Annotated in this window: 17 protein-coding genes; 13 read left to right on the top strand and 4 right to left on the bottom strand. The window is 32.3% G+C overall.

The window, feature by feature from the left end; translation table 11 throughout:
- The first annotated feature begins 28 nt into the window (after nucleotides 1–28).
- The 13 genes from QBK95_RS07000 (at nucleotide 29) to tsaB (ending at nucleotide 11987) form a co-directional block, all read left to right on the top strand.
- Nucleotides 29–1012, top strand: a complete 984-nt coding sequence (locus QBK95_RS07000; protein ID WP_280931977.1) for a cytochrome c oxidase subunit 3 — start codon at nucleotides 29–31, stop codon at nucleotides 1010–1012.
- A 21-nt stretch (nucleotides 1013–1033) separates the two neighbouring features.
- Nucleotides 1034–1393, top strand: a complete 360-nt coding sequence (locus tag QBK95_RS06995) for a cytochrome C oxidase subunit IV family protein (protein ID WP_280931975.1) — start codon at nucleotides 1034–1036, stop codon at nucleotides 1391–1393.
- 102 nt (nucleotides 1394–1495) lie between these two features.
- Entirely contained in the window at nucleotides 1496–2149 is a 654-nt protein-coding gene (locus QBK95_RS06990) for a hypothetical protein (protein WP_280931972.1), read from the top strand.
- Between the two features lie 9 nt (nucleotides 2150–2158).
- Nucleotides 2159–2893: an SCO family protein gene (locus QBK95_RS06985; RefSeq protein WP_280931970.1), complete on the top strand. Its 735-nt coding sequence runs from the start codon at nucleotides 2159–2161 to the stop codon at nucleotides 2891–2893.
- Nucleotides 2886–3428, top strand: a complete 543-nt coding sequence (locus QBK95_RS06980) for a DUF420 domain-containing protein (protein WP_280931968.1) — start codon at nucleotides 2886–2888, stop codon at nucleotides 3426–3428. Before QBK95_RS06985 ends, QBK95_RS06980 begins: the two co-directional genes overlap by 8 nt.
- Nucleotides 3429–3462: 34 nt before the next feature.
- The gene (locus QBK95_RS06975; protein ID WP_280931966.1) at nucleotides 3463–3693 is read left to right on the top strand and encodes a CAMCR motif-containing small membrane protein; all 231 of its coding nucleotides are present in this window, start codon (nucleotides 3463–3465) and stop codon (nucleotides 3691–3693) included.
- A 223-nt stretch (nucleotides 3694–3916) separates the two neighbouring features.
- Nucleotides 3917–4618: an ABC transporter ATP-binding protein gene (locus QBK95_RS06970; RefSeq protein ID WP_280931965.1), complete on the top strand. Its 702-nt coding sequence runs from the start codon at nucleotides 3917–3919 to the stop codon at nucleotides 4616–4618.
- Nucleotides 4611–5840, top strand: a complete 1230-nt coding sequence (locus QBK95_RS06965; protein WP_280931963.1) for an ABC transporter permease — start codon at nucleotides 4611–4613, stop codon at nucleotides 5838–5840. The genes QBK95_RS06970 and QBK95_RS06965 overlap by 8 nt, the downstream gene beginning before the upstream one ends.
- A gap of 16 nt (nucleotides 5841–5856) precedes the next feature.
- Complete coding sequence (locus QBK95_RS06960; protein ID WP_280931962.1) at nucleotides 5857–7119, top strand: ABC transporter permease; 1263 nt, start codon at nucleotides 5857–5859, stop codon at nucleotides 7117–7119.
- A 31-nt stretch (nucleotides 7120–7150) separates the two neighbouring features.
- Nucleotides 7151–8275: an efflux RND transporter periplasmic adaptor subunit gene (locus QBK95_RS06955; RefSeq protein ID WP_280931960.1), complete on the top strand. Its 1125-nt coding sequence runs from the start codon at nucleotides 7151–7153 to the stop codon at nucleotides 8273–8275.
- A 209-nt stretch (nucleotides 8276–8484) separates the two neighbouring features.
- Nucleotides 8485–9930, top strand: a complete 1446-nt coding sequence (locus QBK95_RS06950) for a TolC family protein (RefSeq protein WP_280931958.1) — start codon at nucleotides 8485–8487, stop codon at nucleotides 9928–9930.
- A 78-nt stretch (nucleotides 9931–10008) separates the two neighbouring features.
- Nucleotides 10009–11286 (top strand): efflux RND transporter periplasmic adaptor subunit, encoded by a 1278-nt coding sequence (locus QBK95_RS06945; RefSeq protein WP_280931956.1) that lies wholly within the window; start codon nucleotides 10009–10011, stop codon nucleotides 11284–11286.
- Nucleotides 11287–11327: 41 nt separating this feature from the next.
- The gene (tsaB, locus tag QBK95_RS06940) at nucleotides 11328–11987 is read left to right on the top strand and encodes a tRNA (adenosine(37)-N6)-threonylcarbamoyltransferase complex dimerization subunit type 1 TsaB (RefSeq protein WP_280931955.1); all 660 of its coding nucleotides are present in this window, start codon (nucleotides 11328–11330) and stop codon (nucleotides 11985–11987) included.
- On the opposite strand, the gene QBK95_RS06935 is transcribed toward tsaB, so the two are convergent.
- The 4 genes from QBK95_RS06935 to QBK95_RS06920 form a co-directional block, all read right to left on the bottom strand.
- Nucleotides 11941–12645, bottom strand: a complete 705-nt coding sequence (locus tag QBK95_RS06935) for a hypothetical protein (RefSeq protein WP_280931953.1) — start codon at nucleotides 12643–12645, stop codon at nucleotides 11941–11943. The genes tsaB and QBK95_RS06935 overlap by 47 nt on opposite strands.
- 187 nt (nucleotides 12646–12832) lie before the next feature.
- A complete protein-coding gene (locus QBK95_RS06930; protein ID WP_280931951.1) occupies nucleotides 12833–13534 on the bottom strand; it encodes a hypothetical protein in 702 nt (233 codons plus the stop codon).
- Between the two features lie 218 nt (nucleotides 13535–13752).
- A complete protein-coding gene (locus tag QBK95_RS06925; protein ID WP_280931949.1) occupies nucleotides 13753–15789 on the bottom strand; it encodes a thioredoxin domain-containing protein in 2037 nt (678 codons plus the stop codon).
- Nucleotides 15790–15943: 154 nt separating this feature from the next.
- Nucleotides 15944–16144, bottom strand: coding sequence for a dodecin family protein (locus QBK95_RS06920; RefSeq protein WP_280931948.1), 201 nt, complete (start codon nucleotides 16142–16144; stop codon nucleotides 15944–15946).
- Nucleotides 16145–16157 lie beyond the last annotated feature (13 nt).

Raw genomic sequence — 16157 nt, 5'->3', positions numbered from 1 at the left:
GAAAATTTAACAATACCAAATTCTTTATATGGAAACAACTGTTACTAATACAGGTACAGAAGGTAAAACTTGGGGAGGAGGCAATCAACCGCTCAAGGTGAGTTATGGTAAGATGATGATGTGGTTTTTTATCCTGTCTGATGCGCTTACATTCTCTGGTTTTCTTGCTGCTTACGGTTTTTCAAGATTTAAGTTTATTGATTCATGGCCGATTGCCGATGAAGTGTTTAATCACTTTCCGTTTCTTCATGGGGTAGATGCACCAATGTACTATGTGGCATTGATGACATTTATTTTGATTTTTTCTTCAGTAACTATGGTACTTGCAGTAGATGCAGGACATCATATGAAAAAGAATAAAGTGATTATTTATATGTTCCTTACAATTATTGGAGGAGCGATATTCGTTGGTTCACAAGCTTGGGAATGGAAAAACTTTATTAAAGGAGAATATGGAGCTGTAGAAACAAAAGGAGGTCAAATATTACAATTTGTGGATACAGAAGGACATAGAGTACCTTTGCATGATATCGTTGTTGTAGATACTCATAAAGATAGATTACAGCACGAAAGCAAACTGGGAGTCTGGTATGATAAAGAAGGAACACTTCCTACATATACTGTAGATGAAATTAGAGCTGGATTTGCAAAGCGAAGTGATCTTTTAATTAGAACTCAGATCCTTACTGAAAAAGGAGAGAAGACAATATTGTCGAGAGAAGAGTCTTTACGAAGGCTAAATACAGATGCTGTTGGTATTGTAGAGGGAGCTAATCTCGTTCATAATGAATATGGAACTCCGCTATTTGCTAATTTCTTTTTCTTCATTACTGGATTTCACGGATTTCACGTATTCTCGGGAGTTGTGATTAATATCATCATATTTTTTAATGTGATATTAGGAACATACGAGCGAAGAAAAAACTATGAAATGGTAGAAAAGGTTGGACTTTACTGGCACTTTGTAGATTTAGTTTGGGTATTTGTATTTACATTCTTCTACCTGGTTTAATAATAAAGAATATAGTATAATATGGCACACGATACAGCACATCACGAATCAAATACAGCAAGAATCTGGAAAGTATTTATTTTACTATCTGTAGTTACAATAGTAGAAGTGATTTTAGGTATTATAAAACCTGCTTTTTTAATAGAGACAACAGTAATTAGTATGAAACTGCTAAACTGGATCTTTATTATTTTAACTGTCTATAAAGCTTATTATATCACTTGGGCCTTTATGCATATGGAGGGAGAAACCAAAGGATTAAGAAGATCAGTAGTTTGGACAGCAATATTTCTGATATGTTATTTGATGTTTATATTACTTACAGAAGGTGATTATATCTATGAAGTTTTTAAAGCCGGACATAAAAGCTGGGATTTTTAATCAATATTTGATTAAGTTAAAAACATAATAAAAGATAGTAAAAGACGGTTGTTTTCAACCGTCTTTTTTATTTTTGCAAACAAAATAAAGTCATACTATTTGATGAAGAAATTTTTAGTTCTTGGGATACTGTTTATACTACCTATAGTGATGTATTTGTTTTTCGCTTCGGCAGTTGATAATTTTTCTAAACTACCAATACTAGAAGAGTCTGTTGGTAACTTAGAAAGTTTCGAAAGTTTAACAGGGAAACAAATTACCCTAAACGATAAAATTACAATACTAGGGTTTTTAGGAGAAGGTGCTTATAATAAAAAAGGAAACGTATTCAGTCTTAATCAAAAGATTTACAAAAAGAATTATGAGTTTAGAGATTTTCAATTTGTAATGGTTTTACCATTAGGAAGCGAAGATGCTGCAAGAGCGCTTTTAGATGAATTAGATAACATAACAGATGTTTCAGGATGGAATTTTGTTTTCGCAACTCCAGAAAGTATCCAGTCTTTTTTTAAGAGCCTGAAGACTCCGTTTGCTTTGGATGAAAAGATGGCTACAGATTATGTTTTTATTGTAGATAAAAAAAGAAATCTAAGAGGTCGAGACGAGGATCTTGAAAAAAATGAAGAAAAAGTATACGGATATAATGCTAGTTTGGTAGCTGATATAACCAACGTAATGGTAGATGATGTAAAAGTCATCCTTGCAGAGTACCGCTTGGCGTTAAAGAAGTATAAGGCAGATCGTAAAGAAAAATAGAAATAGACCATGAAGAAATATTCATATGTAGGTATATCATTTGTTATATTAGTTTTCGGGATCATTTTTATCCCTAAAATTATTAATAGGATAAAAGATACTTCTATTGTGAAAAACGATAGAATGAGTGCAGATAATCCAGTGGCTAATGAAAAACTATCGTATATAAAGATTAATGGAAAACCAAGAAGAGTCCCAGAGTTTGCATTTTTAAATCAAGATAGTTTATTGATTACTAATCATGATTATAAGGGCAAAGTGTATGTTGTAGAGTTTTTCTTTACAAGTTGTCCAACCATATGCCCTAAAATGAACCGTAATTTGGTGTATTTACAGAATGAACTGAAAGAATACGATGATTTTGGCGTGGCATCTTTTACTATTAATCCAAAAAGAGATACTCCAAGAATCTTAAAGAAATATGCAGAGAATTATGAAATCACTGATCCAGATTGGCATTTGCTAACAGGAGAAAGAGAGGATTTATATGATTTGGCAAACGCAGGATTTAATATTTATGCTGCAGAAAACCCTGAAGTTCCTGGTGGATTTGAGCATAATGGTTATTTCGCATTAATAGACCAAGAAGGGTATATTAGATCGCGTTATGATGCATCTGGGAATCCGATAATATATTATAGAGGTACTATAGGATTGGAAGAAGGAAAGGATGAGAATGGAGAGGAAGAGCAAATCACGATTTTACTTGAGGATATTAAAAAATTATTGAAAAAAGATGAGTGATAATAAATCAGATGTAGAGCATAAATATAACAAGTGGATTGTTATTTTATCAATTGTTATTCCATTGGCAGTAGCTGCATTATTTGGAGTGAATCTGCGGAAAATGGGATTTGATGTTAAACCTCTTACTTTTTTACCGCCAATTTATGCCGCTATCAATGGATTGACAGTAATATTATTGGTGGCAGCATTTCTAGCAATTAAGAATAAGAAAATTAAACTTCATGAAAATTTGATGAAGTCTGCCATTGTATGTTCAATATTGTTTTTGATCATGTATGTTGCGTATCATATGACCAGCGACTCTACAAAATTTGGAGGCGAAGGAACAATTCGTTATGTATATTATTTTATTTTAATTACTCATATTATACTTTCCATAGTTGTAATTCCATTTGTGTTAGTTACCTATGTGAGAGCGTTAGCAAAACGATTTGATAGACATAAAAAAATTGCCAGAATTACATTTCCGATTTGGTTGTATGTTGCAATATCTGGAGTAATTGTGTATTTAATGATATCTCCATATTATTAAATTTCTGAGCTGTGATTTAGTCATAATCTATTATATGAAAAGAAGAATTGTATATATCATGCTGTTGTTAATGCTCTTTACGATTCCTGTAGAAGCACAGTGTGCTATGTGTCGTGCAGTACTTGAAAGTGAAGAAGGTCAAAAGACTGCAAAAGGAATTAATAACGGGATAGTATACTTAATGATAATTCCATATGTTCTTATTGGACTTGTGGGATATTTCATTTATAGAAATAAGAAAAAAACTCCCGCTTCAGATTCATAACTTTTCTTCGATAAAAATCTTTAACATTTTGATAACACACTAGACTGTAACAAAATTAATGTAAGATAAGTCTTATCTAATAAGACTACACTAACCAATCAATAAGTCTAGAGGGAAAAACTATAATATTGATCTACTAGAATCTATTATTCTTTAAAGTCGGTGAGTCTTCATTAAAAGGGAATAGGTATGTATTATACCTTAAGAATCTTAACCTTGTATTATGATTGAAATTAAAGACTTACATAAATCTTACCAAATGGGAAGCAATTCGCTTCACGTACTTAAAGGAATCAATTTTAATGTGAAAGAAGGAGAATTGGTGGCCATCATGGGATCTTCAGGTTCTGGAAAATCTACCTTACTTAATATTTTAGGTATGCTGGATGAAGCAGATAACGGAAGCTATTTCCTTGATGAAGTTCCGATTAGAGGTTTGAATGAGACAAAGGCGGCACAGTATCGTAATAAGTTTTTAGGTTTCGTATTTCAATCTTTCAATCTTATTAATTATAAGACAGCATTAGAAAATGTTGCGTTACCACTATACTATCAACGTAAGAGTAGAAAAGAAAGAACCGAGAAAGCTATGAGTTATCTAGGAAAAGTTGGACTAGCTGATTGGGCAACCCATTTGCCTAGTGAACTTTCTGGAGGTCAAAAACAAAGAGTTGCTATTGCTCGAGCATTAGCAGCTGACCCTAAGGTGTTATTAGCCGATGAACCTACTGGAGCTTTGGATAGTACAACATCTTATGAGGTAATGGATATAATCCAAGGAATTAATGATGAAGGAAAAACAATATTAGTAGTAACTCACGAAGAGGATATTGCTAATATGTGTAAACGGATCGTGCACCTTAAAGATGGTGTGATTGTAGAAGATAAGCCTGTAGAACAAGTAAGAGCATCACAATATGTTTGATAGAGATAGATGGCAAGAAATATTTGAAGCGATAGGGAAAAACAAGTTACGTACTTTTCTATCTGGATTTACCGTTGCCTTAGGGATCCTAATTTTTACAATTCTATTAGGACTAGGTAATGGTTTATTGAATAGTTTTCTTAGCAGTTTTGTGGATGATGCTCAGAATATAATATTTATTAGAGGAGGGAGAACATCCAAAGCTTATAAAGGTTTTCAGGAGAATAGAAGAATTCAATTTGAAAATGAAGATTTTGAGTTTATTAATTCCAACTATATAGGTAAAGTAGAACATTCAACACCAAGAATTTATCGCAATGGATTAGCCAAGTATAAAAAAGAATCTGGTAGTTATAGTATACGAGCAGTTCATCCAGATCATCAGTATCTCGAAAAAACCATTATGATGAAAGGTCGATACCTTAATGAAGCAGATATTGAAGAACGGACTAAAAATATCGTTATTGGAAGACTAATAGAAAAAGATCTTTTTAAAGATGAAGATGCCATCGGAAAAACATTAGATGTAGATGGTATAGCATATAAAGTTGTTGGGGTTTTTCAAGATAGTGGAGGTGATAATGAAGAGCGAATACTTTATATGTCTTATAAAACAGTTCAACTACTTTTTGGAAATAACGAGCATCTGGATCAAATAAATATATCCTATAATATGGCTATGGATACAGAACAAGCAATCGCTTTTTCTGAAAAAATAGAAGAAGACTTCAAGAAAAAATTTAAAGTAGCACCAGATGATCAAAGTGCAATAAGAGTACGAAGTTTTGCAGAAGATATTAAGGAAACCATGGTAATTCTTGGAGGGATTTATGCACTGATATTCGTAGTAGGGATCGGGACATTAATTTCTGGAGTAATTGGTATTGGTAATATTATGACCTTTAGTATAAAGGAAAGAACAAAAGAATTGGGTATTAGAAAAGCTTTAGGAGCTTCACCTAGATCCATTATTGCTATGGTACTTCAAGAATCAGTTTTGATTACCGCTATAGCAGGATATATAGGTTTGATATTAGGAATTCTAATTCTAAAATTAATAGGTAATAATTTAGAAGACTTTTTTATCCTTAACCCAAGAGTAGAAACAGGTGTTATTGTAATAGCTACTATTACTTTGGTGCTTTCAGGATTGTTAGCTGGATATATCCCAGCAAGAAGAGCTGCAAAAATCAAACCGATCATTGCGCTTAGAGACGAATAAATAAAAATAACTTGACATGAAATTTATATTCGAAAAAGATACCTGGCAAGAAATATATGGAGCAATTCGTAAGAATAAAATTAGAACTATAATTACAGTTATTGGTGTAACTTGGGGTGTATTTTTGTTTGTAGTGCTTTTAGGAATGGCAAAAGGTTTGGATAATAGTTTCAGAAGTCAATTTAATGATTTTGCTACCAACACCATGTTTCTTTGGGGACAGCAGACGAGTATACCTAATAACGGATTTAAAAGAGGAAGAGGCATGCAACTTACATTGGATGATGTAGAAGCATTGGAGTCTCAAGTAAGTGATATCGAATATATAGCGCCTCGTAATGTTACTGGTCAATGGGGGACACCACCAGGTCAATTTGTTAGAGGCTCTAAATCTGGAGCTTTTAAAGTTTTTGGGGATTATCCTACAATAGATAAAGTGTCTAAGAAAAAAATGTTTGATGGAGGTAGATTTATCAATGAAGAAGATATTAAATATGAGCGTAAAGTTTGTGTGATAGGAGAAGATATTTATAAGCAGTTTTATGATAAAGGAGAAGAAGCAGTTGGTGACTTTGTTAAGATTAACGGGATTTATTTTAAGGTAATAGGTGTATATAAGCCAACTCAAATGGGCTTTGAAGGGGATGATTCTATTTTTTTACCTTTTACTACATTTCAAACTATTTTTAATCAAGGAAGAAATATTTCCTGGATGGTGATTACAGCTAAAGCTGATAAGAATATAGTAAATACTGAAGCAACTATAAAAACTACCCTTAAAAGAATGCATGATGTACACCCTGATGATGATCAGGCATTTGGGAGTTTTAATCTAGGAGAAGAAGTAGCTAAAGTAAATGGGTTTTTATCGGGGATGAGATTAATCACATACATTGTTGGTATTGCAACACTTATTGCAGGAGTAATTGCCATAGGTAATGTACTACTTATAACTGTAAAGGAACGTACCCGAGAGATTGGAGTAAGAAGAGCATTAGGAGCAACTCCATCCGAAGTAAGAGGACAAATTATGTTAGAATCTATTATGCTGACTTTTATGGCTGGTCTTATAGGTTTTGTGTTTGGAACTCTTGTTCTTTGGGGAGTAAATAGTGCAATTGGAAATAATGAAGATATACCAATATTAAACCCTACAGTTGATTTCTTTGCGGTTTTAGGAGCACTACTCTCTATTGTTCTTTTAGGAACTTTGATAGGGTTAATTCCAGCTCAAAAAGCAGTAAGTATAAGACCAATTGAAGCATTAAGAGAAGAATAAAATAACAATCAAAATAATCTAATCAATCAAAATGAAGAAGTTTTTTAAAATTTTATTAATCGTAGTTTTTATAGCCTTACTAGGTTTTTCAGGTAAGTATCTTATAGATTCAAATAGTAAATCACCTATAGTGTTTACGACCGAAAAAGCTTTTAAAACATCCATTGAAGAAAAGACAGTAGCTACTGGAAAAGTAATCCCTGAAGATGAAGTAGAAATTAAACCACAAATATCTGGAATTATTGAAAAAATATTCGTGGAAGAAGGAGACGCGATAAAAACGGGAGATTTAATTGCCAAAGTAAAGGTAGTGCCAAATGAACAATCTTTAAATAGTGCAAGAGGACGCGTTAAAAACACGCAAATAGTACTAAATAATTCTAAGACAGAATATGATAGAAATAAAGCACTTTTTGATAAAGGTGTGATCTCCAGTCAGGATTTTAATGCGATAGAATTACGATATAATCAAGCCAAGCAAGACGTTTCTAATGCGCAAAGCGATCTTCAAATAATACGTTTGGGGTCTGCAGGAGGATCTTCTTCTGCAAATACCAATATCAGAGCAACAGTATCAGGTACTATTCTTGAAATCCCAGTAAAAGAAGGAGATCAGGTTATCGAAAGTAATAATTTCAATGCAGGAACTTCAATTGCAACTATTGCAGATCTTAATAAGATGATTTTTGAAGGTAAAGTGGATGAAGCAGAAGTAAGTAAACTTAAAATCGATATGCCGCTTAAAGTTAGCTTAGGAGCTATTAGAGATAAAGAGTTTGATGCAAAACTTAAGTTTATTGCACCTAAAGGAAATGAAGAACAAGGAGCAGTACAATTTAAAATTGAAGGAGAAGTATTTTTAGATGATGCGTATTTTGTGAGAGCGGGTTATAGTGCCAATGCTTCCATTGTTCTAGATATTAAAGAAGACATTCTGGCTATTAAAGAAGCATTATTACAGTTTGATAAAAAAACCGAAGATCCTTATGTAGAAATAAAAACAGGAGATCAGGAGTTTGAAAGAAAAGATGTAGAAATTGGTTTGTCTGATGGGATTAACGTGGAGATATTATCAGGAGTTACTGAAAATGATGATATAAAAGTGTGGAATAAAACGGAGCCAATTAAAAAGGACCCTGAAGGAAATCAAAACTAAATAAACTACTAAAATTTTAATGTCTATTTTTGCCCTCAGCATAGGCATATTAATAAAATCACAATTTTTTTTAAAAATAAGTGTAACAACATCAATCAATAATATACATATAGGTATTATGAAATGAACCAAGAACAGTTTGCTATAATTTGCAAAGGCTTTTTTTTGGTGAATTCCATCTGACCTTTTAAAAAAATAGAGAAAAACAGATGAAAATTAAAATTTCGATTATATGCTGTGCCCTCTTTGGGATATTGGCTATTCAGGCACAAGAAAAAAAGTGGACATTAAGAGAATGTGTAGAATATGCTTTAGAAAATAATATAGCGATCAAACAATCAGCACTTAATGTAGATAATGCAGCAATTGATAAAAGTGATGCATTAGGTAATTTTCTACCTTCATTGAATGCCCAAGCTTCAAATTTTTGGAGGTCAGGTCTAGCTACGGATCCGATTACAAATACGAATAGTACACAAACTTTTAGAAGTTCTTCTTATAATGTAAGTGTTGGAATAACTTTGTTCGATGGTTTAAGAAACGTGAAGCAATATCAAAGAGCAAAATTAAATAAATTACTTAGTCAGTATAATCTTGGTAAGTCCAAAGATGATATTGCCCTTTTTGTAGCCAATAGCTATTTACAGGTTTTATTAAATAAAGAGGCGCTCACTGTAATAGAAAAGCAACATGATATTACATTAGAGCAATTAAAAAGAACCAGAGACCTTGTCGAAGCTGGAGTATTGCCAGAAGGAGATATTTTTGAAATTGAAGCCACTTCTGCAGATGAATTAACTCGTATTGTACAAGCAGAAAATGCAGTTTTAATTGCACGTGTTAGTTTGGCACAAACATTATTGATTAAAGATTATGAAAAGTTTGATATTGCAGAGCAGGAATATTTGGTGCCATCTGCATCTATATTAAACAAATCTATAGAAGAAATAAGATCTACAGCAAGAGAATCGAGATATGAGGTGCAAATTGCAGAACAGAATAAATTAATTGCAGAAAAAGATTTACAAATAGCAAGAGGTGCTTATTATCCAACATTAAGTGGTTCTTTTGGTTATAATACAAGTGAAGTTGGGACAAATACATTTGAAGTAATAGGAATTGATCCTGTTACTCCATTTAATCCTATAGGTACTGTGGATGGTACGGGAGCAACCGTGTTTTCTAATAGACCTAATTTGCTTTTACAAGAAGCAGGACCAACACCATTTATTGAGCAATTGTATAATAATGATGCACTTTCTTACGGCTTATCGCTTTCAGTGCCAATTTTTAATGGTTTTGCAACAAGAAATAACGTAAAAAGAAGTAAAATCAATGTAAAGCGTACTGCTTTTCAATTGGAACAAGCAGAGCTAGATTTAGATAGTAATGTATATCAGGCTTACGTAGATGCCAAAGGTTCTGCAGAAGCTTATGAAGCTTCTCAAGTAGCAGTGAAAGCCCAAGAGAGAGCTTATGAATACGCAAAGGATAGATATGATGTAGGATTAACCAATGCATTTGATTTTAGTCAATCCAAGTTTAGATTAGAGAATGCGCAGAGTAATTTGGTGCAAGCAAAATTTGATTATATATTTAAAATAAAAGTATTAGAACTTTATTTTGGTATAAAACTAGCAGATATTAAACTATAAATAAGTAGCGTTCTGTTGAGGCTACTAAGCAAAAAGATTGTAATTTCATACAATAGAACTAATTTTTTTATATAAGTCATGAGTAGAAAAACTTTACTAATCATTTTAATCATTGTTGTTATTTTAGTTATTGGACTGGTCTTCGGGAAGAAGGCAGGATGGTTTGGTAAAGATGGAAATATAAGAGAAGTTGAAATATCTAAAATTGAAAAAATAGATATCATTGAAACTGTGTCTGCCACAGGAAAAATTCAACCTGAAGTAGAAGTTAAGCTTTCTTCTGAAGTATCTGGAGAAATCATAGAGCTTCCTGTTAAAGAAGGGCAACAGGTAAATAAAGGAGATCTTTTAGTTCGTATTAATCCAGATATTATACAATCAGGGTTAAATAGGTCACAAGCTGCGTTAGAAAATGTAAGAGCTGGATTGCAACAGGCAGAAGCAAGTTTAAAAGAAGCAAAATTAAGCTATGAACGTAACAAAGGGTTGTTTGATAAAGGTGTAATTTCTAAAGCAGATTGGGATAGAGCAGTATCGGCTTTTGAAGTAGCAGAAGCCTCTAAACAATCGGCTTTTTATAATGTAAGAAGTGCACAAGCTTCTGTCAATGAAGCAAAAGATAACCTCAATAGAACTACAATTTATGCTCCAATGAGCGGTACGATTTCTAAACTATCGGTAGAATTAGGAGAAAGAGTAGTGGGAACCCAGCAGATGGCAGGGACAGAGATTATGAGAGTTGCTAATCTTAGCAATATGGAGGTTGAAGTTGATGTCAATGAGAATGATATTGTAAAAATATCTCTAGGAGATTCTACAATTGTTGAAGTTGATGCATATCTTAAAAAAGAATTTAAAGGATTAGTGACCGAAATTGCGAACTCTGCAGAAAATACATTGAGTGCAGATCAAGTAACAAATTTTAGAGTTAAAGTTCGTATTCTTGAAGAGTCTTATCAGGACTTGGTAAAAGATAAACCGCAGAATTATTCTCCTTTTAGACCAGGAATGACGGCTACGGTTGATGTTATTACAAATAAACGAGTAGATGTTGTAGGAATCCCTATAAGTGCTATTGTGATTAAGAGTGATACTTCTAGTACTGTTAAAAGATCGTACACAAAAGAAAAACTGAAGGAGTCTGATGAGAAATTCGAATGTGTATATATTAAAGATGGAGGAGTTGCTCGATTAAGAGTGGTTAAAAGTGGAATTCAGGACGATAGTAATATCGAAATCACTCAAGGTTTGGCTGAGGGTGAAGAGGTAATTACTGGGCCATATAATATTGTTACTAAAACATTGAAAACTGGAGATAAGATAACTACTAAAACTCCAAAAAAGACAGAAGAATAATTACTTAAATTGGGTTATCTTTGCCTAAATTTTTTTAAAGGATGGCCTATATTCTTTGTATAGAAACTTCAACAACCAATTGTTCAGTTGCATTGGCTAAGGATAACCAGATCGTTGTATCCAAAGAAGATTATGATACAAAATACTCCCACGCAGAACGTTTACATCAGTTTATAGATAATGTTATCAATGAAGCAGGGATAAGTTTTAAGGATCTTAGTGCCATTGCTGTAAGTAAAGGCCCTGGTTCTTATACAGGATTAAGAATTGGCGTTTCTGCAGCTAAGGGATTGTGTTATGGTCTAGATATCCCGTTAATTTCTGTGCCTACTTTACATGCACTAGCGTTGCAGGTAAGATCTACGGATGGTTATATAGTACCAATGATCGATGCCAGAAGAATGGAAGTGTATTCTGCAGTTTTCTCTAATGATCATATACAGATTAGAGCAACAGAAGCAGAAATTCTATCAGAAACTTCTTTCGAGGAGTATTTGCAACAGAACAAAGTATATTTTATAGGAAACGGTGTTGCTAAATTTTCTGAAATTTGTACTCACTCAAACGCAGAGTTTATTACAAAAAAATTACCATCTGCAATGGAGATGGTAATTGTGGGGTATGATAAATTTTTGAATAGGGATTACGAGGATGTTAGTTATTTTGAGCCCTATTACTTAAAAGACTTCGTGACGGGTTAGCATCGATGTTTTTTAATGCATTATATTTAGATACAAGTTTTACTAAATCATCTGCTTTTCTAACTTTTATTTTTTCTTTCTTAATATAATCTTTTAGCTCATCTTTCTTGTCGGAAAACATAGCTAATATTTCACTCTTTTTAGTTGGTAAGACTATAGCAGTTCCATTTTCCTCTAAATAATATGTTTCAATAGCTTTTATTTTACCTATTTGAGCAGAACCTGTATTAGCATCCATGGCTTTAGGTTCTATTATCTTGAGATCATACTTTTTGTATATTCTGTATTGTTCATTTAACTCTACAAGAACAAAGTATCCATGGTTATTAAAACCTCGCTCATTTTTAAAATTACAGTAGTAAAAATAATCATTACCAATTCTTACATGAGTAGTAGGTGTTTTAACAATCTCATATAACTTAGAACCTTCAGTATATTCCAGTGCATCATTAAAGATGTTATATCTTACAGGAGCATCAAATGTTCCTGTTTTTTCTGCAATTATACTTGCATTCTGATATTTTTTATTTGTGTATACAGATCCTACATATGAATCAAATACATCTGTTTTTTGTGCTGTTTTTAATAATTCTTGTGGTAACTGAGCCAATACGGTAGAAGCCGTCAAAAAGATCATTAGTTGTAGTATATTTCTCATAGCGAAATTTATTTATAACGCTAATATATAAAAATATTTCGATTAAAGGCATAAAACATAGATTAAATACTGTTTTAACATAAAAAAACTGATAAAAAAGTAACATAAGAGTACTATGGCTTATCCATAATTAATAAAAAAGCCATCTTATTTTAAGATGGCTTTTTTTTATAATATTTGTAGAGTTTTAATCTCTTCTGGATCGAGTACTTAAAAGACTCCTAGATTGAGTATCGCTACTTTTTAAAGCATTATAACGCGATACAAGACGTATAAGATCTTCTTCTTTTCTAACCTTTATTTTTTCTTTTTTAATATAAATTTTCAGTTCCTCTTCTTTATCACCAAGTGTAGATAGAATTTCTTTTTTATTCATTGGTAATTCCATTATAACCCCTCTTTCTTCAAGATAGTATTTAGTTATCGTTTGGACTTTACCAGGTGTTGCTGTGCCACTAGCTGATCCTCTTTTCTCGGGATCTATAATTTTTGCTGAGTACTTCTTGTAAATTCTATAACGCTCATTTAATTCAACAAGGACATAATATCCATGTCTTTTTAAACCTCTTTGTGTTCTAAATTCACAATAATAATAATAATCTCCATCTATTCTGGCATGGGCAGTAGGACTTTTAACGAGCTCAAATATATTTGAACTTTTTTTAAATTCTAATGCATCGGCATACGTATTGTACCTAAGTTTGGCATCAAAGGTTCCAGATTTCTCATCAATTACACTTGCTTGCTTGTAACGTAAGGTTTTATAAATAGAACCATCGTACTCGTCAAATGTACTTATTCTCTTGGTCGGTTTTAATAAAGATTGCGGAAGTTGCGCAAACAAAACAGGCGACATTACTAAAAATAAAAATTGTAGTATTTTTCTCACGGCATATCGATTTAGGTGAAATAAATATAAAGAAACATAAGATTAAATACAAAAATGATGGATTTAATGCAATATTTTTGTCGATTTAATAAAGGATTTAGTTTTTCGATCGTGTATTATTCGAAAAAAGAGAGTTTTGTTGAATATATAACACCTTTTTTTTATGGTAAAACAGTAAAAAGCATAGCGAAAACGATGTAATTTTGTAAGAAAAATCTCTAATCAATAAATTTAAGTGCTTGATTTACATTGTCTACAGGGTATTTACATGCATTGTCTACACAGATATAAATTAGAGTTTTATTTTCCGAAAATCGACCGTTTAGTAAAGGTAATTCGGATGGTGATGTACTACCAGCTAATAATTTATTAGGAATGTAGGTGGTGTTTAATGTTTTCGTTTTTGAATACAATTCATCACCAACTACTACAATTTCATAAAACTTATCAGAGTAATTAAGCATAAGATCTAACCAATTAGAATATCCCGAAGCATACTTTTCAATTTGTGGTTTGATATTATGAAGCATTTGTTTACTAGCGCTTAGATATTCTTTGTTATCTGTATAGTGATACAATAAGAATAAGTTTTTAGCCATGATAGAATTGGAGGCTGGAATCACATTATCTGTATGCTCAATGGTTCGAGTAATGAGTTTTGGATCTAAATCAGAAGTAAAATAGAATAAACTCTTCTTTTCATCATAGAAGTGATCGAATGAATATTGAGCGAGTTTTTCTGAAAGATCTAACCATTGCTGGTCAAACGTATTTTGATATACAGCAAGAAAAGCTTCTATCACGGCAGCATAATCCTCTAGATATCCGTTAATAGTACTTTTTCCTTCTTTATAATTGTGCAATAACGAGTTATCAGATTGTAGTTGTTTATCTTTAATAAAATTGGCATTACGTAACGCTATGTCCAAAAATTTTTGATCACCAAATACGCGATATGCATCCAGATACCCTTTTAACATAAGAGCGTTCCAAGAAGTTAGAGTTTTGTCATCAAGCCTTGGTCTGGAACGTTTTTCTCTTTCAGATAGTAGTATAGTTTTCCATTCTTTAACTTTTTTATCCAATTCATCAATAGCAATGTTATGTTCTTTAGAAAAGATGTTATCATCATCTTTTCTAATTAGTACATAATTTCCTTTTTCCCAAAAACCATAAGAATTTATATTGTAATATTTAGAAAATAAATCATAATCACTTCCTAATAAAGAGGCAAGTTGTTCTTTTGTCCAAACATAAAAAGCACCCTCTTCGAGTTCACCAGAAGACGTATTACTATCTGCATCAAGGGACGAATAGAATGCACCATCTTTACTCGTTAGTTCTCTGGAAACAAATTCTAGAGTTTCATATACGACATCTTTATACCACAAATCTTTTGTTACCAGATACGCATCTGAATATAAACTCACTAATTGCGCATTATCATATAACATTTTTTCAAAATGAGGAACATGCCACTTATCATCAGTGGAATATCTAGCAAATCCTCCACCTACATGATCATATACTCCGCCATAGGAAATTTTTGTAAGTGTATTGGTTACATATTCCATTAATGTGTCATCCTTACTTTGATAGGCATATCTAAGTAAAAATTGATAATTGTTTGGCATCATAAATTTAGGAACACGTTTGGTCCCTCCTTTTTGATGATCAAAATTAGTGCTCCATTCTTTCACGGATTTCTCAATAAAATTATTTTCAAAACTAATTTCGTCAGTATTGATATCAACAATATCTACGGCTTTAATCCCTTGTTCTAGTTTTTCTGCGTATTCTATAAGTTTATTGGGTTGCGTATCATATAAATTCGAAATTTGTTTTAAAGCTTCTGCCCATTTTCCTTTTGGGAAATAAGTACCTCCCCAAACAGGTCTTCCATCAGGAAGAGTAACCATATTAAGTGGCCAACCACCACTACCAGTCATTAGCTGTACAGCGGTCATATACACTTGATCCACATCTGGTCGTTCTTCTCGATCTACCTTTATATTTATGTAGTTAGCATTCATAAGCGCTGCGATCTGAGGATCTTCAAAGCTTTCATGTTCCATAACATGACACCAATGACAAGCTGCATACCCAATACTAACAATAATTAGTTTGTTTTTCTCTTTGGCTTCTTTTAATGCCTTTTCTCCCCATGGTTTCCAATCTACTGGATTATGTGCATGCTGCAAAAGGTAAGGGCTGGTTTCGTGGATAAGATCGTTAGTGTAAGCATGTTGTTTCATGAGCTCCTTGTTTTGACTAATACAGGTGGTAAATAGTAGTGATAATATGAGAAGAAATAAATATTTCACTTTAAAAGTGTTTTTAGTAATGCCTAAAAATATAAAAAGCATCTCAACAATATTGAGATGCTTTTTATAAAAAACAAATAAATTGTTAATTTATCTCAAAAGATATTTTAAGAATAACTCTAAACTCTTTAATTTCATTATCCTTAATAATCATTTTTTGATCAGAGACCCAAGCAGATCTGATGTTTTTTACTGTTTTACCAGCTTCTTTTACTCCATTTCTAGCTGCATCTTCCCAACCTTTTTCTGAGGTTGCTATTACTTCAATTACTTTAACAATTGCCATTTTAATAATTTTT

It is taken from the genome of Aquimarina mycalae (genome assembly GCF_029906345.1).
In the GTDB taxonomy this organism is placed as follows: domain Bacteria; phylum Bacteroidota; class Bacteroidia; order Flavobacteriales; family Flavobacteriaceae; genus Aquimarina.
This window is presented reverse-complemented; position numbering and strand designations above follow the sequence as displayed.